This is a genomic window from Pseudomonas sp. Pseusp88, from assembly GCF_047303955.1.
In the GTDB taxonomy this organism is placed as follows: domain Bacteria; phylum Pseudomonadota; class Gammaproteobacteria; order Pseudomonadales; family Pseudomonadaceae; genus Aquipseudomonas.
In genome coordinates this window covers 65,480-89,461 of sequence record NZ_JBGLYM010000026.1, presented here as the reverse complement: position 1 = coordinate 89,461, position 23,982 = coordinate 65,480, and the positions used below count along the sequence as shown (strand labels likewise).

The 23,982-nt window shown below is 60.0% G+C and carries 19 protein-coding genes and 1 tRNA gene; 9 read left to right on the top strand and 11 right to left on the bottom strand.

Annotated features, from left to right (window positions below; all coding sequences use genetic code 11):
- Nucleotide 1 precedes the first annotated feature (1 nt).
- The 3 genes from ACCD02_RS25315 (at nt 2) to ACCD02_RS25305 (ending at nt 3,609) form a co-directional block, all read left to right on the top strand.
- A tRNA-Gly gene (locus tag ACCD02_RS25315) sits at nt 2-77 on the top strand.
- A 258-nt stretch (nt 78-335) separates the two neighbouring features.
- Nucleotides 336-1,307 (top strand): ABC transporter substrate-binding protein, encoded by a 972-nt coding sequence (locus ACCD02_RS25310; protein WP_413308154.1) that lies wholly within the window; start codon nt 336-338, stop codon nt 1,305-1,307.
- Between the two features lie 25 nt (nt 1,308-1,332).
- A complete protein-coding gene (locus ACCD02_RS25305) occupies nt 1,333-3,609 on the top strand; it encodes a molybdopterin guanine dinucleotide-containing S/N-oxide reductase (protein WP_413308152.1) in 2,277 nt (758 codons plus the stop codon).
- Nucleotides 3,610-3,642: 33 nt separating this feature from the next.
- Here ACCD02_RS25305 and ACCD02_RS25300 read toward each other — a convergent pair whose 3' ends face one another.
- From ACCD02_RS25300 to ACCD02_RS25255, 10 genes are all read right to left on the bottom strand, one after another.
- The gene (locus ACCD02_RS25300) at nt 3,643-4,305 is read right to left on the bottom strand and encodes a response regulator (protein WP_413308149.1); all 663 of its coding nucleotides are present in this window, start codon (nt 4,303-4,305) and stop codon (nt 3,643-3,645) included.
- A gap of 185 nt (nt 4,306-4,490) precedes the next feature.
- The gene (locus tag ACCD02_RS25295) at nt 4,491-5,306 is read right to left on the bottom strand and encodes a CheR family methyltransferase (protein WP_413308146.1); all 816 of its coding nucleotides are present in this window, start codon (nt 5,304-5,306) and stop codon (nt 4,491-4,493) included.
- 296 nt (nt 5,307-5,602) lie between these two features.
- Nucleotides 5,603-6,766, bottom strand: coding sequence for an acyl-CoA dehydrogenase family protein (locus ACCD02_RS25290; protein ID WP_413308143.1), 1,164 nt, complete (start codon nt 6,764-6,766; stop codon nt 5,603-5,605).
- A gap of 178 nt (nt 6,767-6,944) precedes the next feature.
- Nucleotides 6,945-7,628, bottom strand: a complete 684-nt coding sequence (locus ACCD02_RS25285) for a peroxiredoxin-like family protein (RefSeq protein WP_413308140.1) — start codon at nt 7,626-7,628, stop codon at nt 6,945-6,947.
- A complete protein-coding gene (locus tag ACCD02_RS25280) occupies nt 7,625-8,977 on the bottom strand; it encodes an LLM class flavin-dependent oxidoreductase (RefSeq protein WP_413308137.1) in 1,353 nt (450 codons plus the stop codon). The genes ACCD02_RS25285 and ACCD02_RS25280 overlap by 4 nt, the downstream gene beginning before the upstream one ends.
- A 43-nt stretch (nt 8,978-9,020) precedes the next feature.
- On the bottom strand, nt 9,021-10,004 hold the full coding sequence (locus ACCD02_RS25275; RefSeq protein WP_413308134.1) for an ABC transporter substrate-binding protein: 984 nt from the start codon (nt 10,002-10,004) through the stop codon (nt 9,021-9,023).
- A 313-nt stretch (nt 10,005-10,317) separates the two neighbouring features.
- The gene (locus tag ACCD02_RS25270; protein ID WP_413308131.1) at nt 10,318-12,789 is read right to left on the bottom strand and encodes a TonB-dependent receptor plug domain-containing protein; all 2,472 of its coding nucleotides are present in this window, start codon (nt 12,787-12,789) and stop codon (nt 10,318-10,320) included.
- A gap of 126 nt (nt 12,790-12,915) precedes the next feature.
- Entirely contained in the window at nt 12,916-13,779 is an 864-nt protein-coding gene (locus tag ACCD02_RS25265; protein WP_413308129.1) for a TauD/TfdA dioxygenase family protein, read from the bottom strand.
- A 110-nt stretch (nt 13,780-13,889) separates the two neighbouring features.
- Nucleotides 13,890-15,473, bottom strand: a complete 1,584-nt coding sequence (locus ACCD02_RS25260) for a rhodanese-related sulfurtransferase (RefSeq protein WP_413308127.1) — start codon at nt 15,471-15,473, stop codon at nt 13,890-13,892.
- Nucleotides 15,470-16,078 carry a cysteine dioxygenase gene (locus ACCD02_RS25255; RefSeq protein ID WP_413308125.1) on the bottom strand — a complete coding sequence of 203 codons (609 nt, stop codon included), beginning with the start codon at nt 16,076-16,078 and terminating at the stop codon, nt 15,470-15,472. Before ACCD02_RS25255 ends, ACCD02_RS25260 begins: the two co-directional genes overlap by 4 nt.
- A 233-nt stretch (nt 16,079-16,311) precedes the next feature.
- Between ACCD02_RS25255 and ACCD02_RS25250 the strand changes: the two genes are divergently transcribed.
- Nucleotides 16,312-17,217: a LysR family transcriptional regulator gene (locus tag ACCD02_RS25250; RefSeq protein ID WP_413308122.1), complete on the top strand. Its 906-nt coding sequence runs from the start codon at nt 16,312-16,314 to the stop codon at nt 17,215-17,217.
- Nucleotides 17,218-17,355: 138 nt separating this feature from the next.
- Here ACCD02_RS25250 and ACCD02_RS25245 read toward each other — a convergent pair whose 3' ends face one another.
- On the bottom strand, nt 17,356-18,438 hold the full coding sequence (locus tag ACCD02_RS25245) for an LLM class flavin-dependent oxidoreductase (RefSeq protein WP_413308119.1): 1,083 nt from the start codon (nt 18,436-18,438) through the stop codon (nt 17,356-17,358).
- A gap of 246 nt (nt 18,439-18,684) precedes the next feature.
- Between ACCD02_RS25245 and ACCD02_RS25240 the strand changes: the two genes are divergently transcribed.
- From ACCD02_RS25240 to ACCD02_RS25220, 5 genes are all read left to right on the top strand, one after another.
- Nucleotides 18,685-19,545 carry an ABC transporter permease gene (locus ACCD02_RS25240; RefSeq protein ID WP_413308117.1) on the top strand — a complete coding sequence of 287 codons (861 nt, stop codon included), beginning with the start codon at nt 18,685-18,687 and terminating at the stop codon, nt 19,543-19,545.
- Between the two features lie 2 nt (nt 19,546-19,547).
- Nucleotides 19,548-20,372 carry an ABC transporter ATP-binding protein gene (locus ACCD02_RS25235; protein WP_413308113.1) on the top strand — a complete coding sequence of 275 codons (825 nt, stop codon included), beginning with the start codon at nt 19,548-19,550 and terminating at the stop codon, nt 20,370-20,372.
- A gap of 26 nt (nt 20,373-20,398) precedes the next feature.
- Nucleotides 20,399-21,379: an ABC transporter substrate-binding protein gene (locus ACCD02_RS25230; protein ID WP_413308110.1), complete on the top strand. Its 981-nt coding sequence runs from the start codon at nt 20,399-20,401 to the stop codon at nt 21,377-21,379.
- Between the two features lie 391 nt (nt 21,380-21,770).
- Entirely contained in the window at nt 21,771-23,642 is a 1,872-nt protein-coding gene (locus tag ACCD02_RS25225; RefSeq protein ID WP_413308107.1) for an S-type pyocin domain-containing protein, read from the top strand.
- A gap of 8 nt (nt 23,643-23,650) precedes the next feature.
- Nucleotides 23,651-23,926, top strand: a complete 276-nt coding sequence (locus ACCD02_RS25220) for a bacteriocin immunity protein (RefSeq protein ID WP_413308162.1) — start codon at nt 23,651-23,653, stop codon at nt 23,924-23,926.
- Nucleotides 23,927-23,982 lie beyond the last annotated feature (56 nt).

Sequence of the window (23,982 nt, the reverse complement as noted above, 5' to 3'; positions counted from 1 at the left end):
TGCGGGAATAGCTCAGTTGGTAGAGCACGACCTTGCCAAGGTCGGGGTCGCGAGTTCGAGTCTCGTTTCCCGCTCCATTTATATAAAAACGCCGCTCAATAGAGCGGCGTTTTTATTTGTCTGCGTTTTGTTGCTATCGAACTGACCGACTGGTGAGCGTTGATATTTGCATAGAACAAAAATGCATTATTTTTATAATCGGCAAGATGCTACGGTTACCGACCGCCGCTGAGCGACTGTTGTCGCAAGGCTGGCGCACAGTCGGCCACCGCACGAGCGGACCCGGAATCTTCAAGTGATCCGGCTCCTTTTGAGCTCGTGCAGGTTATCTATATATGCTGATCCCCCGCAAAACCCTTCTGCTCAGCCTGATTCTGGCCTTCGGCGGCCATTTGAATGCCAATGCCGCCGATCTGGTCGTCGGCGACCAAAGCTACAGTGCCCGCACCGTCATGGAAGCGTCGGGCGTGCTCAAGGACCTGCCTTACAGCCTTGAGTGGAAGCAATTCACCGCTGGCTCTCCGGTAGCCGAAGCCCTCAATGCCGGCAGCCTGGATGTGGGTCTTTTGGGGGATGCGCCAGTGCTGTTTCTCGGTGCCCTGGGTGCGCCGATCAAAGTGGTCGGTGTGACGCGGCAGAACCTGGACGGCGTGGCTATCGTCGTGCCAAGGGATTCGCCGATCAAGACCCTGGCCGATCTCAAGGGCAGGAAGGTCGCAATCTGGAAAGGCTCCTGGAGTCAGCAATTGATGTTGACCGCACTGGACAAGGCCGGTGTCGCCCGCGACGCCGTGGACTACCGTTACCTCAGCGCACTGGATGCCTCACATGCTCTTGACGGCGGTTCGGTGGATGCCATTGCCACCTGGGACCCCTATGTCACCCAGCAGGAGCGCCAGGGCTCGCGGATTCTCACCACCGCAAAGGGGCTGATTCCAGCGCAGAGTTTTATTGTCGCCAATGACAAGTCGATCAAGGACAAGCGCGCACAGATCAGTGATTTCCTGCAACGCCTGCAAGCTGCCCGCGCCTGGTCCGTCAGCAACGCGCAGAACACCGACACCTACGCGACCGCCTGGGCCGGCCTGACCAAGGCTGACGCCGAAGTGGCGCGCTTGTGGTTCGCCCGCTCGCAGATCGTCATCGTGCCGGTAACCGCCCAGGTCATCGCCGGTGCCCAGCAGACAATCGACTTTTTCAGTGGTACCGGGCTGACGAAATCCTACCCGGCAGATAAAGTCTTCGATCAGTCGTTCAGCCAGGTGCTTGAGACCCAAGGGCAGGCTGGCGCTCAGGTCTCACGCTGATATCCGTTCCGTCGGAGCTGCTCCCATGACGTTCACTTCATTGCACTGGGGCGCCTTTCTCCCGCAGGTGGTCGATGGCAAGCTACAAGCCCTCAAGCCGGTTGAGTGGGATTCGGACCCTTCGCCCATTGGTGATTCGGTAGCCGAGGCGATCACCTCGCCGACCCGGGTCATGCGTCCGGCGGTTCGCCGCAGTTTTCTCACGGAGCAGGGCGGTCGTCCGGAATTACGTGGCCAGGAGCCTTTTGTCGAAGTGTCCTGGGAGGTCGCTCTGGATCTGGTTGCCAGGGAGTTGCGCCGGGTCAAGGCACAACATGGCAACCAGGCGATTTTCGGCGGCAGCTACGGGTGGGGCAGTGCCGGGCGCTTTCATCATGCCCAGAGCCAGTTGCATCGTTTTCTCAACAGCTTTGGCGGCTATGTCTACAGCACCGACAGCTATAGCCTCGGCGCCGGGCGCGTACTGATGCCGCATATCGTCGGCAATATGGACTGGCTGCTGGCCGCCCATACGTCCTGGAAAAACCTCGCCGAACACTGCGAGCTGTTCGTCGCCTTTGGCGGTCTGCCCGCCAAGAATGCCCAGACCAGCCCTGGCGGCGCCAGTGACCATCTGCTGAGCAAGGCGTTGGAAAGCATGTCCGATGCGGGTGTGCAGTTCGTCAATGTCAGCCCTTTACGCGACGATCTGACCGGGCCAAAGCAGAACCAGTGGTTACCTGTAAGACCGGGCAGCGATACGGCCCTGATGATGGCGCTGTCCTACGTGCTGATCAGCGAAGGCTTGCACAACGAGGCGTTTATTCGTCGCTATACCGTCGGCTACGAGCGCTTTCGTGATTACCTGCTCGGGCAGACCGACGGCCAGGCCAAGACCCCGCAATGGGCCGAGGCTCTGACGGATATTCCCGCCGCACAGATCATCGAACTGGCCCGACGCATGGCCAGCAAGCGCACCATGATCAATATCGCCTATTCACTGCAACGCTCGGTGCATGGCGAGCAACCGTTCTGGATGACCGTGACCCTGGCCGCATTGCTGGGCCAGATTGGCTTGCCTGGCGGTGGTTTCGGGTTGGGCTATGGTTGCATGAACAACACTGGCAGCGGCCGCAAGGCGTTCTCCGGGCCGCGCTTCTCCCAGGGCAGCAACCCGATCAAGGATTTCATCCCGGTCGCGCGAGTCACCGACATGCTGCTCAATCCCGGCGCGCCCTTTGATTACAACGGTCAGCGCCGTCACTATCCGGATATCCGCCTGGTCTACTGGGCGGGCGGCAACATCTTTCACCACCATCAGGATCTCAACCGCCTGCTGACCGCCTGGCGACGCCCGCAAACCATCGTCGTCCACGAGCAATACTGGACCGCCCAGGCCAAGCACGCCGATATCGTCCTGCCCGCAACCACCGCCCTGGAGCGCAACGATATCGGCAGTTCCGCCTCGGACCGCTTCATGATCGCCATGCAGCAGGCCATCGCGCCGGTGGGCGAATCCCGTGACGATTATTCGATCTTTGCCGATCTCGCAACACGTCTGGATATTGGCGAAAGCTTCACCGAGGGGCGCGATGCCGAGGCCTGGCTACGCGCTATCTATGAAGAATCCCGGGGGCGGGCCGAGGATTTCGGTGTCGAGCTGCCGGACTACGATCAGTTCTGGCGCGATGGATTGTTCGAGGTCGCCTATCCGCAAACCGATACCGTCCTGCTCAAGGCTTTTCGCGACGACCCGGATGCCCATCCGTTGCCGACCCCATCAGGGCGCATCGAGATATTCTGCGAACGCATCGCCGGTTTTGGCTATGCCGATTGTCCTGGTCATCCGGTGTGGCTAGACAAGCCGGATCCTGAAGCCCCGTTGCACTTGCTGTCGAATCAACCGAAAACCCGTCTGCACAGTCAGTACGATCACGGCTCATACAGTCGCGCGTCGAAAATCCGGCAGCGCGAACCCCTGACCCTCAACCCCCTCGACGCTCATGCGCGGGGCATCGTCGAGGGTGATGTGATCAGGGTATTCAACCAGCGCGGTGCCTTCCTGGCTGCCGCGATCCTGTCGGAAGGCATTCGCCCCGGTGTTGTGCAGATTGCGACCGGCGCCTGGTTTGATCCGTTGGTGGCGGGGCAAATCGGCAGTCTGGACAAGCATGGCAACCCCAATATGGTCACGGCAGATATTGGCGCGTCGCTGCTTTCTCAAGGTTGCAGCGCCCAGACTGCCGCGGTGGAGATCGTCAAATGGCATGAGCCGCTGCCGCCAATCAGCGCTTTTGAACCGCCGCAATTGCAACAGGCGTGAATCGGCTCTCCATAGTCCAGGGCATCATTCGGGTCAGTCATTGACCTGGATGATGCCCTCGCGTACGGCAAACAACACCAGTCCGGCTATGTCGTAGATGCGCAGGCGGTGCATGACCTGGGAGCGGTGGGCTTCCACGGTCTTCACGCTCAGTCCCAAACCTGTGGCTATGGAGCGGGTTGATTCACCCCTGGCGATCAAGCGCAGGATTTCTATCTGGCGCTCGGTGAGGGTGCCGGGGCTGCCGTCGGTGCTGGCCGGTAGCGGCGCGCTTTTTCTCACGGCCTGGCTGACCACCAGCGGGATCACCGCCGGCGACAGGTATTGCCCGCCACCGCGAAGGGCCTGCAGGGCCATGTCCAGTTCCGGTACCGTGGCGTTCTTGAGCAGGTAACCGTGGGCGCCCAGCTTCAGGCATTTCATGACGAAACCTGCGTCGGTATGGGTCGACAGCATCAGCACCTTGCTGTCCGGGGCATGGATCGACAGTTCCTTGAGGGCCGTCACACTTGAGCCGCGCTCCAGGGACATGTCGAGCACGACGATATCCGGCAATAAGCGTGAGGCGAGTTCGATGGCGCTATGGCCATTGTCCGCCTCTCCGACAATCTCGTAGTCATTGCGGTTTTCCAGAAGCGCTCGCAGTCCGGCCCGAAACAAGGGGTAGTCATCGGCGAGCAATATTCGGCAAAGCATAAGTACAGGTCCGTATCGCAGGGGAGGGAGTAGCCGCCTATAAGGGCAGCCAGGTTTTTTGTTTTCCCTGGAGGCGAGCTGTCCCGGTGATGCGGGGGGCGCCTGAGTGGCTGTCCCGGACCGGCAGCGAAATCGCGCCTGGTGGGATTAGAAGACCTTGAGTGACCTGGATCGGGTGGCGCCGGTCACAGGCGTTCGTACACGGACGGATGGGTCAGGCGTACGGGCAGATTCAGGTCGTAAATGTTTTCTGCGTGGCCGATGAACAACAGCGCGCCGGGATGCATCTGGTCGATGATTCGCCGGGCAATGCGCGGTTTTTCTTCCTGGCTGAAATAGGTCAGGACATTGCGCAGGAACACCACGTCAAATTGCTCGAAGTCGGTGTCCAGCGGCTGGATCAGGTTCAATTGGCGAAACTGCACCCTGGCCCGCAGCTCTTCGCATATGCGCAGGCACAGGCTGGCGTCAACGAAGACGCTCTGGCAGTAACGCTGTAAACAGTCGTCGGGCAGGTATTTGGCCTGGGTCATGTCGTAAATGGCCGCGCGCGCTTTTGCCAACAGGGTGTGGCTGAGATCGCTGGCCAGAATCGACCAGTCGTGATGGCGCGCGTGGCTGCTGAGCACCATGGCCAGGCTGTAGGCTTCTTCGCCGGATGAGCAGGCCGCACTCCATACCCTTAAGGGGCGCTGCTGATGTTGCAGCCAGTGACCAAGGAAATCGAAATGCGTGTGTTCGCGGAAGAAATAGGTTTCGTGGGTGGTCAGCAGATCCAGCACCAGACGTTGCTCGTCGAAATGGGCCGGATCTTCGAGCAGATCCAGGTACTGGCCGAAGCCGGTACAGCGAAAATGGCGCAGACGCTTGCCCAGTCGGCTGGCCACCAGCTTGCGTTTGTTGGCGGTCAGGAGGATCCCGCTGATGCTGATCAGCAACGCCTGCAGACGCTGGAAGGCGTGGTCATCCAGTATCGGCGTCATCTTCAGGGCATCGGGCATCAGCGCCTCCCGGCTGCAATGATGCCAATGCTGATTACACGATAACTCTGCATCCCGCATCGATCCGTTGTCCAAGATCGCCGGATGATAACGATAGCTTTTTGATATCAATATCGGGATAACCCCTAAGCCAAGGAGGTTAACGCCTGGGGAATATCAGCGGGGCATTGTGCAGGGTTAATGATCCGATGTTGCCGCGATGTAAACACGGATCTGTAGGAGCTGCCGAAGGCTGCGAAGGCGGTGTGTCAGTCAGACCCATTCGCAGCCTTCGGCAGCTCCTACAGAATCTCATTTCAAATCAGCGCTGCCTTGCCCACGGACAGCAACACCACATCATTCTGCGGCGTGTGAATGCGTGCACACAGCACGTTGCGATAATGCCGTTGCAGCGCATTGCTGCGTGACAGGCCAGGGTTGCCGGCGGCCTCGACGGCCAGCTCCACGGCGCGGATGGCGTTGAGGGTCACCAGGTATTTGATCTGTGCGGCGTGGGCCGGCGGGGTCAGGCCCTGGACTGCTGATTGCAGCAGGGTGTCGTTGGCAAACAGCAGCGTATCGATCTCGCCGACCACCTCTTGAAATCGCGGCAAGGTCGAGAGCGCCGCGCCGAGATTGGATGGCTTGCGGGTTTGCAGGAACTGCACCAGCCAGTCCCGGGCCGAGCGGGCGACGCCGTCATAGACCGACGACAACAGTACCGACATCCATAGCATGCCCGCAGGGTCCAGCTCGGGCTGTGGCGTACTCCACGGGCTGACGCTGACCGCATGTTCCAGGGGCACCAGCACGTCGTCGAACACCACTTCATGGCTGCAGGTAGCGCGCATGCCCAAGTGGTCCCATTCTTCGACGATGCTCACGCCGGGACTGTCCTTGTGCACCAGCCAGGCGCCCACCAGCGGGTCGGCATCGTCACTACGCGCCCATACCGCGAACCAGGTCAGGCCATGGCTGCCGGTGGAGTAGATCTTGCTGCCGCTGATGCGCCAGCCCTCAGGCGTGCGCCGGGCGATGGTACCGGGCAGGCCGCCGCGGGCAGGCGTGCCGAGGTCCGGCTCGACCCGCAGGGAATTGATCAGGGCGCCATCGCGCACGGCTTCACGGGCGACCTGCAGGCGCAGCTCCTGTGGCCAGTTCTTGTTGTCCTGCAGACGGACGTGATGGATGTATTGCATGACCAGAATAAGTGCCGTGGACGGCTCGCCCCGGGCGACCGCACGGATCACCTGTTGCGCCCGCTTAAGGTCTGCCGCGCCGCCACCCAGGCTTTCCGGGACGGTCAGACCAAGCAGACCATGTTCGTGCAACAGACGAAAGTTGGCGTAGGGGAACTCACCGCTGGCGTCATAGCCCTCGGCGCTTTCGGCCAGGGTCGCGCTCAGGGCGGCCAGCCGTGCGCTGAAGGCTGCTTCAGACTCGGGTTCTGTATCGATGTGGCGTAGGGTGGAAAGGCTCATGGGATGAGGTCCTTGAGAGTTGCATACACCAGGAAATGGCGCGTGGAAGTGAATTCTGTGGGAGCGAATTCATTCGCGAAGGGGACCTTACAGGCGACACATTTCTATCGCCTGCAATACCGCCTTCGCGAATCAATTCGCTCCCACAATGAGTCGGGTCTGCCCCAGGTCCAGAGCCTCAGACCGCCACGGCAGGCGCAGACTCGGCCAGCAGTCGCTCAACCACTTGCAACACTCCGTCCGCCTCGGTGCGTACCAGCCAGTCCGGGCTGACTTCGACAAAGGCCACGCGGCCATCGCGATCCAGTACCAGCACGGTCGGTTGCGGCAGTTCCCAGGTTCCGGTACCGGTCACTTCGCCTATGCCGTTGCCGCGGCTTAAGGCCGCCTGGCGCGAGGCTTCGTCGAAGCTGTAGAGAATCCCCAGGCGTCGCCCCAGTTCGTTGTCGCGGTCGCTGGCGACCTGCAATTGCAAAGAGTGGCGTAGCTTGATCTCGATCAGCCGCTCCGGGACTTGCGGGCTGATCGCTACCAGCGGCACCCCCCATGCCTTAAGGGTCGGGAACAGACGGCGCTGGTAGTACGGCAGAGCGATATTGCACGCCGGGCAGCCGGCAAAACGGAAAAACACCAGCACCGCCGGGCCATTGGCCGTGAGTTGTTCGCGGGTCAGGCTGCCGCCCTCGACCTTGAGCAGTTCAAAACTGTCCAGTACGTCACCGGTCTTGATCCATTGCGCAGGATCGGCGCTGTCGACCAGACGCTGGCGCTGATCGATATTGACCTTGAGCGCTTCCGGCGCCCAGTTGGCAACCCGGTCGACGTGCAGGTCGGCGAGCAGTTGGTTGAGCGACTCACTCATGCCAGTGCCTCCTCGGGCTGCTCGACAGCCTCGTGCTGTTGGGCGTAGCGATTGACCGGTACCTCGAGGCCGAAATGATCGCGCAGGGTGGAGCCCGCGTATTCGCTGCGGAACAGGCCGCGTTGCTGCAGCACCGGAACCACCTGTTCAGTGAAGGATTGCAGGCCGTCCGGCAGCAGCGAGTTGATGATGAAACCATCGGCTGCGCCCTGTTCGAACCAGGTCTGGATGGCATCGGCCACCTGCTCCGGGGTGCCGACGAAGTCGCGCTTGGGCCGGGAGAAGTGCAGGGCCACCTGGCGCAGGGTCAGGCCTTTTTCCTTGGCCAGTTGCTTGATCCGGTCGGAGCCGCCTTTCTGGCTGTTGGAGCCCAGGTCGCCGACGTCCGGGAAAGGCGCGTCCAGCGGATACTGGCTGAAATCATGGTCGTTGAACGGTCGGCCCAGGGCAACGATAGCGTCCTCGATGCTGACCAGCTCCACGGCCTGCTGATAACGGCTTTCCACTTCGGCCTCGTCGCGACCGACGATAGGGCGGATGCCGGGCAGGATCGACAGGTCCTGCGGGTTACGGCCAAAACTCTTGGCGCGTTTTTTCAGATCGGCGTAGTAAGCCTGGGCCTCTTCCAGGGATTCGGCATGGACGAAGATGGCGTCCGAATATTCAGCGGCGAAGTTGCGTCCGTCCTCGGAGGTACCGGCCTGAAAAATCAGCGGCTGGCCCTGCCTGGAGCGAGAGATATTCAGCGGCCCTTTGACCGAAAAGAACTCGCCCTTGTGGTTCAGCGCGTGCAGCTTGCCGGGGGTAAAGAATTCACCGGTCTGCTTGTTGCGGGCGAAGGCGTCATCCTCCCAGGAATCCCACAGGCCCTTGACCACATTGACGTGTTCCTTGGCGATGCGATAACGCACGGGATGTGGCGGATGTTCGGCCTTGCCGAAGTTGTCGGCGGTGCCACTGAGCCAGGAAGTCACCACGTTCCAGCCGGCGCGACCGCCGCTGATGTGATCCAGGGACGCGAACTGGCGGGCGACCTGGAACGGCTCGGTGTAGCTGACGGTCACGGTGGCGACCAGGCCGATTTTGTCTGTGGTTGCGGCCAGGGCCGAGAGAATGGTCAGTGGCTCGAAACGATTCAGATAATGCGGGCTGGATTTCTCATGGATATGCAGGCTGTCGGCGATGAACACGAAGTCGAATTTGGCCGCTTCGGCCAGACGTGCCTGCTGCTTGTAGAAGTTGAAATTGACGCTGGCGTCGGCCAGGGCATCAGGGTGGCGCCATTCGCCCCAACCGTGCCCGACACCGTGAACCATGGCGCCGAATTTCAATTGACGTTGCTTACTCATGATCGTGCTCCTGAATCTTGTAGGTCATTCACTGACGGTGGGTTTATTGAGCGGTTGCCTGGGCAACCCGGGCACGCGAGGCGTTGAAACTCTTGTCGAAGCCTTGAGAGACGTCGATCTTTTTCGTGACGATGCCTTCCTGCTGGTAGATGTCCGCAGTCTCCTGCAGGCCCTTGATGATCGTGTCGTCGATATCCACCCGCTGCATGTGTGTGGCCTTGTCGATGGCCAGATGCACGTCTACGGGCAGACCGGTGACCTGGGCCTGGGCGGCGGCATATTGCTCGGGGTGGGTGTTGGCCCAGTTGTACGCGCGCTCGACCCGGGCGACGAAATCATCGAGTTGTGCGCGCTTGCTCTCGATGGCCTTGCTGGTGGCGGCGAAATACAGGTTGTTGGTCAGCAGTTCATTGCCACTGGCAACAACTCGAGCCTGGCTCTGGGTGATGGCGATGGTGGTGTAGGGGTCCCAGGTGGCCCAGGCATCGGCATCACCGTTGTCCAGCAACAGGCGCGACTCACTGGGCAGCAGGTAGACGAACTTGACGTCGCTGGTCTGCAAACCGGCGCTGCGCAGGGCCTTGATTGCCAGGAAGTGGCCGATGGAACCACGGCCGGTGACGATGCGCTTGCCCTTGAGATCGGCCACGTTCTTGACCGTCGAATCCCTGGGCACCAGCACCGCCGTGGTAAAGCGGCCTTCCATGTGCACGATGCTGACCACCTTCAACGGCGCCCCGGCGCCGTAGGCAAATACATAAGGCGCATCGCCCAGACCACCGACATCCACGGCCCCGGCATTCAGGGCTTCACCCAAGGGAGCGGCAGCAGGAAATTCGGAAAATTGAATCTCGTAAGGGACGTTCTTCAGCTCGCCCGAGACTTGCAGCAGCACCTTGATACTCTGCTTCTGATTGGCCACCAGCAGCGGTTGCAGATCCGCCGCCTGTACCGTTAGGCCCAGACTCAGGCTCAGCCCGAGCAGGCTGCCCAGCAGCAGATGTTTGAGGGGATAAAGGCGCGACATAGGGATGGATCTCCAGGCGGTAAGAGGTGTGCTGACAACCTCCGCCTGGAGAAGGGGTCGGTCTGGGTTTGAAAGTATTCCTATAAGAAAGGCTTGTGAAGTATCTTTTGGTTATAAGCTAATGATGTGTTTTTGTAATTTTGAGAGTTTTTAATATAAATATAATGTATTTAATGTTGGGTGCTGATGGATTGTGGGAGCGGATTCATCCGCGAAGGGGCCGGTACAAGCGATGAATATCCATCGCCCTCAACACCGCTTTCGCGAATGAATTCGCCACGGAATCCACTCCCAAAGATTCGGCTTTTAACCCTTAAAAGGCATACGCCAACCGCGTGTAGTAATACGACCCACCCAGCCCGAATGGCGAGAATTGCCCGTACTTATAGGCCCCGCTCCAGTCCTGGATACCTTTCTTGTCCGGGTAGACGTTGAACAGGTTATTACCGCCCAGGGCTACGGTCAGTTGCTTGCTGAGCTTGTAGGCCACATCCAGGTCGGTGATCCATTTGGCCGAGTATTTGCGGTCGTTGACCGGGTTGTTATCGCCTTCGATATAGCTGCCGAAACGGGTCACGGCCAGGTTTGTGTCGAAGTCGCCGAGCTTCCAGTTCGAGGCCAGGATCAGCTTGGATTGCGGTGTCGCTACGGTCAGGTCCTTTTGCAGGCGGCGGTCAAACAGCTGATATTGCGAACCGAGCCCGGCCAGGGCCGACGGGTTGTCCTGCAATTTCTCGATCTTGGTCTGGTTCCAGTTGTAGGCCGCGCTCCAGCGCACCTGGCCCAACTCGCCGAGCTGCTGGCGATACTCGTTGACCACATCCAGGCCACGGGTGCGGGTGTCCACGGCGTTGGTGTAGTACTGGGCATACAGCGAGGGCGGCAGGCCGTTGGCGGCCAGTACCTGGGAGATCGCCGGACCGCCCAGCAGGCTGGTGGAGACGATGCGGTCGCGAATGCCGATCTGATAGAAATCGGTGGTCAGGCGATAGTTATCCAGCGGCTCGAAGGTCAGTCCGAAGCTGTAGTTCAGCGACTTCTCCGGCTTGAGTTTTTCCGCGCCCAGGGCCTTGGCTTCGGCGCTGTCCACGGGCAGTACCTTGACCGGCACCGACAGCTGTTGGCCATTGACCACGCCTGCCGAGGTGAAGGTCGATGAGGCGTAAATGGTCTGGGCCAGAGACGGCGCGCGGAAGCCATTGTTGATGGTGCCGCGCAGGGCCAGTCCCGGCAGGATTTCGTAGCGGGTCGAGAACTTGCCGCTCCAGGTACTGCCAATGTCCTGGGTGTAATGCTCGTAGCGCCCGGCGACACCGACGTACCACTTGTCGGTCAGGTCAAGGCCAAGGTCGAAGTAGCTGGCGACGTTATTGCGGCTCATGCTGCCCGCGTCGGCTTTGCTGGTGCCGTTATAGGAAGCCAGCCCCGGCAACGGTGTCGTTCCGGCAAACGGCCCGGCAGGCAGCACATAGTTGCCCGGTGTGTAACTGGCGTAGTCCCCGGCCTCGATCTCGTAGCGCTCGAAGCGGTGTTCGAAACCGAAGGAGGTTTGCAGTGCATGCTTGAGGCCAATATCGAAGCTGCGGTTGAAGTCCAGATTATTGGTCACCTGATCGAAGATCTGCGTCGCCAGGTTGAACGAGGTCGGGCTGGTCGGGCCCAGTGACGGGTTTAAGGTGTTATTGGCGTTGAGTGTCGAATTGTCCTCGCCCCAGGTCGAACTGGCGTCGTAGTTCCAACCGCCGACCTCGCCCTTCAGGCCGCCCGCGACCTGGAAGTCGAGGGTGCGGTTGCGGCGCTGGGCGTGGATGCCGTCGGGGTATGGTGTATTCGGGTCGCCGGCCAGGGAGGTGATTTCGTTGGGCCGATAATTGCCGGTGACCTTGGTGGTTTCCATATAACTGAAGGTCGAGAAGGAATAGAGCTTGAGGTCATCCTGCAGGGGGATTTCCAGGTTGTAGCTGCCGTTGGTGACCTTCTCCCGGCCAAGGCCGTAGCTGGGGTTCCAGCCGTGGCGGTCGGTGGTCTGATCGCGGCTGTCCGGGCGCCCGGCCGAGGAGTACAGCGAACCGGTGGCGCTGCCGGTGCGGTCGAAAGGTTCCTGCTCCTTGCTGTCCAGGGACAGGTTGAGAAAGCCGTCGTTGGCCAGGGGCAAGCCGTAGTTGAAGGTCTGGTGGACGGTGTCGCCGTCACCGCTGCCATAGCGGCCGAAACTGGTCTCGGCGCTGCCGCCGCTGTCGTTTTCCTTGAGGATGATATTGATCACCCCGGCAATGGCGTCCGAGCCGTACTGCGCCGAGGCGCCGTCGCGCAGCACTTCGATATGGTCGATGGCCGACACCGGGATCAGGTCCAGGTTAACCGGCACGGCAGCGGTGCCGACCCGCGCCAGGTTATTGATCAGCGCGGTGTTGTGGCGGCGCTTGCCGTTGACCAGCACCAGCACCTGATCCCCCGACAGCCCGCGCATGGTCACGCCACGCACCGACCACGAGGTGCCGCCACCGTTGATGGCCGGCAGGTTGAACGAGGGTAACAGGCGCGACAGCACTTCCTTCAGGCCGACCTTGCCGGTGGCCTGCAATTGCTCGCCACTGATCACGTCGATGGGTGAGGGGCTGTCGGCCACGGTACGCGGTGCACTGCCGCGATTGCCGGTGACGACTACGGTATTGAGGGTCTGCTCCTCTTTGTCGGCAGCATGGGCGGCAACGCTGCCCGCCAGCAGGCCGACGGCCGCCCACGCCATGTAATCTGGGGTGTAGCGCAGTTTTCTTGCACGCATGGGGTAACGTCCCTTGTTCAAGGAGAAATAACGATCAGTTCATAAGAGCGGAGGGTAGGAGCTGCCGAAGGCTGCGATTGGATTCGGGTTTTGTTCGCAGCCTGCGGCAGCTCCTACAGGAAAGGCTCAGGCCTTTCGGGTGCGATGCGGAATATCGTCGTAAGCAATCAACACCCGTTCCATGACGCGGGGGTAGTCGCCGTAGTTGTAGACCGGGTAGTGCAGGGTCGAGCGGTTGTCCCAGAAGGCGATGGAGTTCTTGCGCCATTTGAAGCGCACCTGATGCTCCGGCTTGCTGAAGGCCTTCAACAGCCGGTCGACCAACGCCTTGCTGCGTTCCGGTTCCCAACCGATCACCGAGGGGTTTTGGGAGAAGTTGATGAACAGGGTGTCTTCACCGGTTTCCGGATGGGTGCGTACCAGCGGATGGGCGAGGATCGGGTAGTCGTAACCGACCTGATCCAGGGATTTCTTGAAGTCATGTACCACATACAGCGTGTCGATTTCGGCGCGCAGGTCTTCCGGCAGATCGCGATACACGGCACCGGCATCGGCCCACAGGGTATCGCCGCCGACTTCCGGCAGATCCACCGCGCGCAGCACCGCACCCAGGGTCGGCTGCAACAGCCAGCTGGTGTCAGTGTGCCAACGGCCACTGGTGCGCGGGCCATAGAGTTTGCGCGCATCTTCGGCCTGGATCAGGTGCGCCTGGGGCTTGCTGGTGTCGTTCTGTTGCGTGGTGGGGTGTACGTACAGTTCGCCGAATTGTTTGGCAAAGGTGATCTGCTGTTCAGTGTCGATGTCCTGGTCGCGGAAGAACAGCACCTTGTGCTTGAGCAGCAGGGCGCGCAGTTCATCACGCAGGGAGGAGGTCAGAGGCTGGCTGAGGTCGATACCGTCGATTTCGGCGCCTATGGTGGGTTCCAGGCGGGTGACTCGAAGTGATGCGGCATCCTGAGCAGGGGATTGCAGATTGAGAACGTTGGACATGGTGGGTGAAACCTCTCGTTTTTGTTAATCAATAACCTCCGCCTGGAGAGGGGTCGGGTAGGGAAGTTTGTCTGGACGCGAACCCTGTGGTCCGCGCCCGATAAACCAGATCAGATCACGTTGAAACCATGGGTACCATCGCGGCCCAGTTGTTCGACCAGGCCGAATTCCCAGTCCAGGTACGCCTGCATGGCTTCCCGTGGCGCGTCGGTACCTTCGTACGGACGGCGATAGCGATCGATGCGTGGCGAGGCCAGGTGGCTTTCGCCGCTTTCCAGTTCGAAGCCGGCCTTGATCCAGCCCGGCGTGCCGTCCTTGAGCAGGAACACCGGCTTGCCGGTCAGGGCTTCCACTTCGGCCACGGCCAGACGCGCCAGGCGGCTGCTGCCGCAGGTCAGCACGTAGCGCTCGGCGTTGGGGATGGTGTCCAGCGCATCCTTGAGCTGGGCACGCAGGGTCCACCAGGCACCGGGGATATGCTGCTTGACGTAGTTGGCGCTGGTGGTGAAGTCCAGTACCGCAACACCGCCGTGGCTGCGCCAGTCGGCCAGGGTCCGGGCGCTGATTTCCTCGACCTGGGGCGGTGTCGGAATCGGCGCGTTCCAGTCGCCTGCCTCGCTGAAGTCTGTGGCTTGCAGGCCATCGACCACAAACACGTCCCAGCCCAGCTGTGCGAGCCATGAGGCCGACATATTGGCGCGTACGCCGTCGTCATCCACCAGCACGATGCGGGCACCACGTACGCTGGCGTAATGATCGGTTTCCTGCACCAGCTGCCCGCCAGGGGTGGAGCGAGCGCCAGGCAGATGACCCTTGGCGAATTCTTCCGGAGTGCGGACATCAAACAGATAAGTGGTGCGTGCGGCCTCGTTCTGCCAGCGTTGCAGGTCGGCAGGGCTGGCCCGCTGCACACCGGCCTTGTCGGCAACCAGACGCGAGTCGGCGCTGGCGCGCTGGCGGGTTGCGTCGCTGACCTCACCGAAGCGCCGTGACTGGCCGTGATCCAGAGTCTGTCCGGCCAGCAGCCAGCCGATAGTGCCGTTGCGCAGGGCGCTGATCGGGTTGGGCAGGCCGGCGTTGACCAGGGACTGGGTGCCGATGATGCTGCGGGTGCGCCCGGCGCAATTGACGATGATGCGGGTCTTGGGATCCGGTGCCAGCTCACGGGCGCGCAGCACCAGTTCGGCGCCGGGCACGCTGACCCCGGTGGGGATGCTCATGGTCTGGTATTCGTCGAAGCGGCGGGCATCAAGCACCACCACATCGGCTTTGGATTCGATCAGCGCCAGTACTTCCTCGGCGGCCAGGGACGGCGTATGACGGTGATGCTCGACCAGTTCGCCAAAAGCCTTGCTCGGTACGTTGACGTCGATAAACAGTTCACCGCCTGCGTCGCGCCAGCCCTGCAGGCCGCCTTCGAGCAGTTTCACATCGCTGTAGCCCAGGCCGTGCAAGCGTTGCACAGCGAGAGCGGCAAGACCTTCGCCATTGTCGTAAACGGTGATGGCGGTGTCCTTGCGCGGGATGCGCGAGAGCACTTCCAGTTCCAGTTTCGACAGCGGGATATTGGCCGCGAACAACGGATGGGCCTCGGCGAAAGGTGCTTCTTCGCGGACATCGACCAGGGCGACTTCTTCCTTGGCGAGCAGGGCGGCGCGAATGTCTGCGAAGGATCGGGTTGCGTGTGTCGTCATTGTGCTTGGCTCTCTTTGGACAAGTCCCAGATGTTCGGGAGAAAGGCGTTGGAATAGCCGGAAATAAACAGTTTTTCGCTGCCGTCTGGCTGATACACCGCACGGCGTACCGCACCGATATTGGCTCCATAGACGTGGATACTGATCGATACCCGGTCGTCAAAGGCATTGCTGACCTGATGCACATCGTTGCTGCGCGGTGACAGCGCTTCGACCTGACCGGGCAACAAATGAATGGCCGGACCTTCCTTTTCCAGGCGGCCATTCTCGTGGCGGGCATAGCCCTGGGAGTATTCGGCGCCGCGCAGCATGCCGATCAGGCCCCAGACCCGATGGTCGTGGATGGGCGTCGACTGCCCCGGCCCCCAGACAAAACTCACCACCGAGAAACGCTGGCGTGAATCAGCATGGAGCAAGAATTGCTGATAACGGGTTGGATCAGGAATGGCAAATTCCTCGGGCAGCCAGTCATCAAAACTGACCAATTGCCCCAGCAGCTTGCCGCCGCGATGAAGCAGGTCGCCTTCGCGGGGGTTGCTGTCGATCAATTCAGCCAGGGCGCCAATAAAGGCCCGCAGGCGTTCCGGGTGTCGGGCTTGGGTCATGTCGAGTCCTACGTGTCCATGTGCTGATAGGGCATGGACTGATCTAAACATAATCTGCAGCTTTAATATGCTATTTTTTAATGATTAGGTTATAACAAAAAACGCTTTTATCGCCGTTTCATCGCAACTCCGGGAAGAAGATGCACTGAATTGCAGCATCCTGCTGTTCAGATCAGACAAATCTCACTATGCTTTTTACCTATGTCTTCCTTATATTTTTATGTGCGGTCCGAATGAAAATCGATGATATCGACGCCTTTGTGGCGGTGATTCGCTGCCAGTCCATCAGCCATGCGGCAGAGTCTCTGGACCTGACGCAGCCGGCCATTACCCGTCGCGTACAAAATTTCGAGCAGGCATTGGGGGTCGAATTGTTCGACCGCAACACCAAGCCGCTCAAGCCTACGCCCATGGGCCATCAGGTCTATCAGAAGTGCCTGGCGATCCTGCGCGAGATGGACTCCCTGCGTGAACTGGTGGCCAGCGACACCCCGCCCAGCGGCCTGTTGCGTCTCGGTGTGCCCCAGACCATTGGCGATGTGGTGCTGCTTGATGCCTTGAAATACCTGCGCGGCCAGTTCCCCGACCTGCGTGCCCAGGTGGTCACCGGCTGGGGCAGTCATTTGATTGGCAAGATCGAAAATGGCGAACTGGATGCGGCGGCGGCACTGTTTCCGGCGGGCAAGATCTTCCCGGAAAATATCATTGGCGAGTCCATCGGCAAGATGGAACTGGTAGTGGTCTGTGCCAAGGATGCGCTGCCGAAGAAAGCGGTCAAACTGGCCGACTGTTACAGCCAGGGCTGGGTGCTCAACCCCGATGGCTGCGGCTTCCGTGCAGGGTTGCAACGGACCCTGTCCGACCAGGGCCTGACCTTGAAGGTCAATCTGGAAACCTTTGGCACCGAGCTGCAACTGGGCCTGGTGGCCGACGGCATGGGGCTGGGCCTGGTGCCGCGCCCGTTGCTGGAACGCAGCGCCCACCGCCATCTGCTGGCGGTGATGCCGGTCAAGGATTTCAAGCCGGTGATGGACCTGTGGCTGATCTATCCGCGCTTCCTCGGCAACCTGCAGGGGCCGGTGTCATCGTTTGGCAGCCTGGTGGCGCAGTCGTTGAAGCAGGAGCGGGATGCCGCGTAGGAGTATCAGACACAGGCAGGACTGATGTGGGACCGGCTTAAGCCGGGAAGACGATTTTGTTGGCGAAAGAAATGTATCGCTCTTGCCTACGCCTTCCCGGCTAAAGCCGGTCCCACAGGTTCTGCGTGTATCAATCGGTCAGGCGACTTTCGCCTCACGCTCGCGTTGCGCCACCAGTTCCCGCGTCAGCGGAATCAGCTTGCGGCCATAGTCGATGGCATCCTCCAACGGGTCGAAACCGCGAATCAGGAAAGTGGTGATGCCCAGGTCGTAATAATCCAGCAGTGCTTCGGCGACCTGTTCCGGCGTGCCGACCAGTGAGGTGGAATTGCCCTGGGCGCCAAGCAGGCCAGCGATCCCGGTCCATAAACGCTTGTCCAGCCGCGAGCCCTGGGCCGCAGCGGCCAGCAGGCGGCGGGAGCCTTCATTGGGCGGTTCACGACGGACGAAGCCGTTGCTTTCTGCCAAGGCCTTGGCTCGTTCCAGAATACTCTGGGCGCGGGCCCATGCGGCTTCTTCGGTGTCGGCCAGGATCGGTCGCAATGACAGGCTGAAACGCACGGTACGGCCGTGTCTGGCAGCTTCGGCACGCACTTGTTTGACGATGTCGCGAACCTGTTCGTAGGTCTCGCCCCACAGCGCATACACATCGGCATGCTTGCCCGCCACGGCAATCGCCGCAGCCGACGAGCCGCCGAAGTACAGCGGGATATGCGGCAACTGCGGCGATTTCACTGCCGAGTGCGCGCCTTCGAACTGGTAGTAGGTGCCCTGATGATCGAAAGGCTTGTCGCTGGTCCACTCCTGACGCAGCACGCTCAGGTATTCATCGCTACGGGCATAGCGCTCGTCCTTGCCGATATAGCTTCCGTCCGCTTTCAGTTCCTGATCGTCGCCGCCGGTAATGATATGCACCGCCGTGCGCCCGCCGTTGAACACGTCCAGGGTCGCGAACTGCCGTGCCGCCACGGTCGGTGAAATGAAACCGGGACGGTGGGCGATGAGAAATTTCAGGCGCGTGGTGACGCTGGCGGCGTGGGCGGCGACGAAGGCACTGTCCGGGCTGTTGGAGTGGTAGGCCACCAGCGCGCGGTCGAAACCGGCTTCTTCATGGGCCCTGGCGACTTTCTCGACGTACTCCGGCTGCACGGTCGGGCCACTGCGCGGATGGATTTCCGAGCTGTGCTGGGTGGCGATATAACCGATGAATTCAACGCTCATAAGAAGGCTCCTTGCGTGGCTGCGATGCAGTACGTCATCGCGTTATGGCAGCACCATAGGACCTGGGCGCAAAGCTGTGAAATTCTATTTAGGTCTAAGTTAATTATAAAAAATATGCATTTTATGTATTGCGCATGATCAATAAAATTAACTATTAGGTTATTCCTAAATAGAATTTCACGAGGGTTTTTTATACGAATAGGATGGATTCATGGGCAGCCCGGCCCGCCAAGAAAGGATGTCTTCATGTCTGAAACCACCCTCGCTCCCGATTCGGCGGCGTTCCTCACGGTCAACAAGACCGAACAGGCCGCCGCCACCCGCGCCGCGCGGCAACGCAACTGGCGCGCGCCGGACTTCATCGTGCGGCTGATCAGCCCCCTGGTATTGCTGCTGCTCTGGGAGCTGGCCTCGCAGACCGGCCTGCTGCCGAGCCGGGTCATCGCCGCACCCTCGCAAATTGGTGGCACGCTGTGGTCGATGATTGTTTCCGGTGAGCTGGGCAAACATTTGTGGGTGTCTCTACAGCGGGCGCTGCTGGGGCTAAGCATCGGCGTTAGTATCGGGGTGGTTGCGGCGCTGATCAGCGGCCTGTCGAAGAAGGGCGAGGTGATTCTGGATTCGCCGCTGCAGATGTTGCGCACCATTCCTTCCCTGGCCCTGGTGCCGCTGTTCATTCTCTGGTTCGGTATCGGCGAATTCACCAAGGTAGCGTTGATTGTCATTGGCACGACCTTTCCGGTTTATCTCAATCTGTTTGCCGGTATCCGCAATATCGACCCCAAGCTGATCGAGGCCGCCAATACCCTGGGCCTGAGCCGTCGTGAGCTGATCTGGCACGTCATCCTGCCGGGCTCTCTGCCCTCGTTTTTTGTGGGCCTGCGTTATTCCCTGGGGATTTCCTGGCTGGCTCTGGTCTTCGTCGAACAGATCAATACCACTGCGGGCATCGGCTACCTGGCCAGTGACGCCCGCGACTTCATGCGCACCGACGTCATTGTCATCTGCCTGCTGATCTACAGCGTTCTGGGCCTGGTCATCGACGGCATCATCCGCACGCTGGAGCGTTTTGCCCTGGCCTGGCGCCCGACTTTCGTGAGGAATTGAACATGGCTGCTCTTGACCTTCTGCACACTGAATCACTGCCTGCAACACCGGCACCGGTACAACTGCGCAACGTGGTGCGTCAGTTCGGCGCGCAACGGGTGATCGACGGCCTTGACCTGGATATTGCACCGGGCGAGTTCGTCGCCCTGCTCGGCGCCAGCGGTTCCGGCAAGACCACTTTGCTGCGTGCCCTGGCCGGGCTGGACAGCATCGACAGCGGCCAATTGCGCGTGCCCCTGGCCCGGGCGGCGGTGTTTCAGGAACCGCGGCTGATGCCGTGGAAGAGTGCCTGGCGTAACGTTGTGTTGGGCCTGCGCATCGGCAATGCCAAGGCCCGGGCCCTTGAAGCTCTGACCGAAGTCGGTCTGGCCCATCGCTTGAATGCCTTCCCGGCCACACTGTCCGGTGGCGAAGCCCAGCGCGTGGCGTTGGCCCGTGGTCTGGTGCGTGAACCGAAACTGCTGTTGCTCGACGAACCTTTTGCCGCCCTGGATGCCCTGACCCGCATTCGCATGCATCAGCTGATCATCGACCTGTGGCGCAAGCACACCCCGGCGGTGCTGCTGGTGACCCACGATGTTGACGAAGCCATCCTGTTGGCCGATCGGGTCATCGTCCTCGACCAGGGCCGGATTGCCGATCAGGTACATATCGACCTGCCGCGCCAGCGCGACAGCGGCCAGGCTGGCTTCCAGGCCATTCGCTCACGCCTGCTGGGGTTGCTCGGTGTACGGACCGGCGCGGCTCATGACATTGAGCCGATAGCGGCCGAAGTGCAGGCGCAGTCCGCTGCGCAACCGCTACGTCGTATTGCCAACGCTCGCTGACTACTTTCTGCCAAGGATATGCCCTGATGCTGCTGCGCCCGGTTTTTCGCTCCATCGTCTTGTTGTCTGCCGTGCTGTTTTCCTTGAGTGGCTGCGGAGGTGGAGGCGACAAACCGGCCGCCAGCGCCAACCTGTCCGGGGTCAAGCTGATTCTCGGCGACCAGGCCAAGGGCCTGCGCACCATAGTTGAGGCCTCCCACGCCTTTGACGGCTTGCCATATCAGGTGGAATGGGCCAACTTCCAGGGCGCGGCGCCGCTGTTCGAAGCCCTGCGCGCCGGAGCGGTGGACCTGGCTCCGGCAGGGGATACGCCTGTGCTGGCCGCCGCCACGGGGGGAGCGCCGCTGCGGATTGTCGCGGTACGCCGCAGCCAGTCGCGCAGCATCGCCATTCTGGTACCCAAGGACTCGCCCATTCACAGCGTCGCCGACCTCAAGGGCCGCAACGTGGTGGTGTCCTCGGCCCGGGGCAGTATTTCCCAATACCTGCTGATTCGTGCTCTGGCCAATGCCGGGGTCAGCGAGAATGACGTGAAGATCGGCTTCGTCCTGCCTACCGATGCTTTATCGGCGTTCAATGCAGGCAAGATCGAGGCCTGGGCGACCTTCGGCATCTATCAGGCCTTCGCCGAAGAAGCCGGGGCGCGAGTGCTGCTCAGCGGCGAGGGCATCAACACCGGCCTGACCTTTATCACCGCCTCCGACGCGGTGCTCAGCGATGCGTTGCGCCGCCAGGCCCTCAACGACGTTCTGCAACGCATGGCCAAGGCCTTCTACTGGGCCCGCAACAATCCCGACGAATACGCAAAGATCTTCGCCAAGACCAACGACATCCCCCTGCCGGTTTCACAACGCCTGCACAGCTGGGGGCTGGAAGCGCTGCTGCCGGTGGAAGAGCGGGACATAAAAGCGTTGCAGGGCGTGGATGACCTGTTCGTCGAGAAGAAGATCTTCCCGCAGGCGGTGGATGTGGCGAAGTTGGTGGATAGGGAGATATTCACCAAATAAGCCATGGCCCCGTAGGAGCGAGGCTTGCCCGCGAATGATTCGACGCGATACATCTGACACACCACGTCATATTCTTCGTGGGCAAGCCACACTCCCACGGGTTTGGGTGGTTTCGTTGGAGCCGGGCTTGCCCGCGAAGGCCTCACTGCGGTGTATCTGAATCTCCCGTCGTTCGTTCGCGAACAAGTTAGCTTCCGCCTCCGATTATATTTTCGTCTGAAAGAGTTGTAGTCCATATCTGTGGACGATTAAAAAATATCGCGATATTTAAAAGATCGCTGCCCATTAAGTGGCGGCGATTTTTTATTTTATCACTGGGGTAACTATATATATCAGATAGTTTGAAAGCCATGGATACATTGCTGCCTCGCATACAAAAAAGGAGGTATGTATGAGCAGCAATGGAAGTAATGGACCGATTGAACTTCCCCCGACCGTTATTACGCCTGGTCCCGATAAACCTTCATCTTCAGGACGTCCGGGAGGAGGAGGATGTGGTGGCGGTGGCGGTGGCGATGTCAGCTTCGGTGGGCCGCCAGGTTCTGGTGGAAGTGACGAAAATGAACAGGCTGCGCGTGAACAGGAAGAAGAAAAAGCAAGAGCGGATGCCGAGGCGCGTGCAAGGGCTGAGGCTCAAGCTCGTGCCGAAGCGGCAGCCCGCGCTCAGGCTGAACGGGAACAGGCGATTATCAGGCATGGGCAACGGGTCGAAAGTCTGACGGGTAGTTTTCAATCGCAAAAGATCGAGCTGGAACAGCGTTATGCGGCGAAGTCTGCGGATTTGCCGCGTGCGATTCAGTCTGAAATCAATCTTGCTGTCGCGCCATTAAATTCACCTGTAAGCAGTGAAGAGCAGCTGGCGCATATTGTCCGGCAAAAAGCGCATATCAATTACCTGATTAACTCCAGGCGTGATGAACTTGGAAGAAGCAACAGTATTGCCCAAGCGTTCAATGGCGGGGATCCTGTCCTGCAATCCGCGCAACAGTATAAAAACCATCTTGAAGCGCACAGTAACGTTGACTCGAACAATGCCCAGCAGCTGCATCAATCGTGGCTGGAGTCTGCGACCCATGCCCATGAAGCGAAGCTGCTTGCCGAAGCGCTAGCACTACTGGAAAGCCAGTCTGCCAAGTTGTCCGCACAGCATGCGCAGTTGGCTGCAAAGATGGCCGAAGAAGGTGCCGCTTCGACCCCGTCTCAGCGGCCGGCAGCGGATGCGACGCGCCTGTGGGCGGTCGTCGCACCCTCTGCTGCCGCTCCGGCAACGGCAGGAATGGGAAGTGTCTGGCGCCTGGCCTCACAGATTGCCAGGCAGCAGTTCCTGCGTTCTGCAACACGTGCGCTGAGTCGCAGCCCGCTGATGCTGGCCGCTTACTCGCCCAAGCTGGCTGATGCCGAGCTGCCCCCGCCAGTGCTGGGCGTTCCGCTTGCTCAGCTCGATCTGCCCGATGGCCTGGATCTTGAGTTTGTCGCCAATCGAAATGGCTCGGTCGATGTACCCCATCGACTGCACCTGGGAGAAGACGGCACAGCAGAGTGGGTTGCCGCTGATGGCGTCGAGGTCGGCAGCAAGGTCCGCGTCAGGTCGTTTACCTGGAACGCTGAAAACAATACTTACGAATTCATTCGTGATGGCGAAACCGAGCCCGCTCTGGTCTGGACACCGATTGCCAGACCCCAGGACAGCTCGACCAGCACACCGACCCAGGCGCCGCAGCTGCCAGTGGATCCGGGGGTTTCCGTATCACCTGTTGTACCGGAGTTGGAGGTCTATCCGGAGGTTGTTCGGGGTTTTGATGACTATATTCTTATCTCTCCTCCCGGCTCTGGATTGCCGAACAGTTATCTACTGTTCAATACTCCACGGAATACACCGGGTATTGCCAGTGGTTATGGGAAGCCAGTTTCGGGTACCTGGTTGGGCGACAATCTTTCAAAGGAGGGCGCCGCTATTCCATCTCAAATTGCCGATCAGTTGCGAGGGCAGAGATTTAGCACGTTTGATCGACAGCGCGAGGCTATTTGGCGTGCCGTCGCTAGAGATCCGGAGTTAAGCAAGCAGTTTTCAGCGCTCAGTCTTGAAGAAATGAATAACGGGAATGCCCCTTATGCACCAGAGACTACTTGGGTCGGTGGAAGGAAGAAGTTTGAGATTCACCATAAAGACTGGATAAAAAATGGCGGCCCAGTTTACGATATGGACAATTTTGTTGTGCTGCCGCCTAAGCATCATATAGATACTCATCAGAAGGAGAAGTGATCTTGAATATAGACTATAGTAAAAAAATATCGGATTACACTGAGCTTGAGTTTTTGGAGCTTCTTAATTATATATTTTACGGCAGAAAGCATCTTAAAGGTAAAGAGCACGAAAGATCTACTGAGGCGTTTGTTGATTATTTTGTGGAGGTTACTGAACATCCTCGTCGTGGGGATGTACTCTTCTATCCCAGCGAAGGACAGGAAGACAGCCCTGAAGGCATCCTCAAAGAAGTAAAAGAGTGGCGAGCACAAAATGGCAAGCCCGGGTTTAAAGCTTCCTGAATTATCTTAATAAGGCCTGCCTGACTAAGTGTAAAACCGGCAGGCCATAATACCAG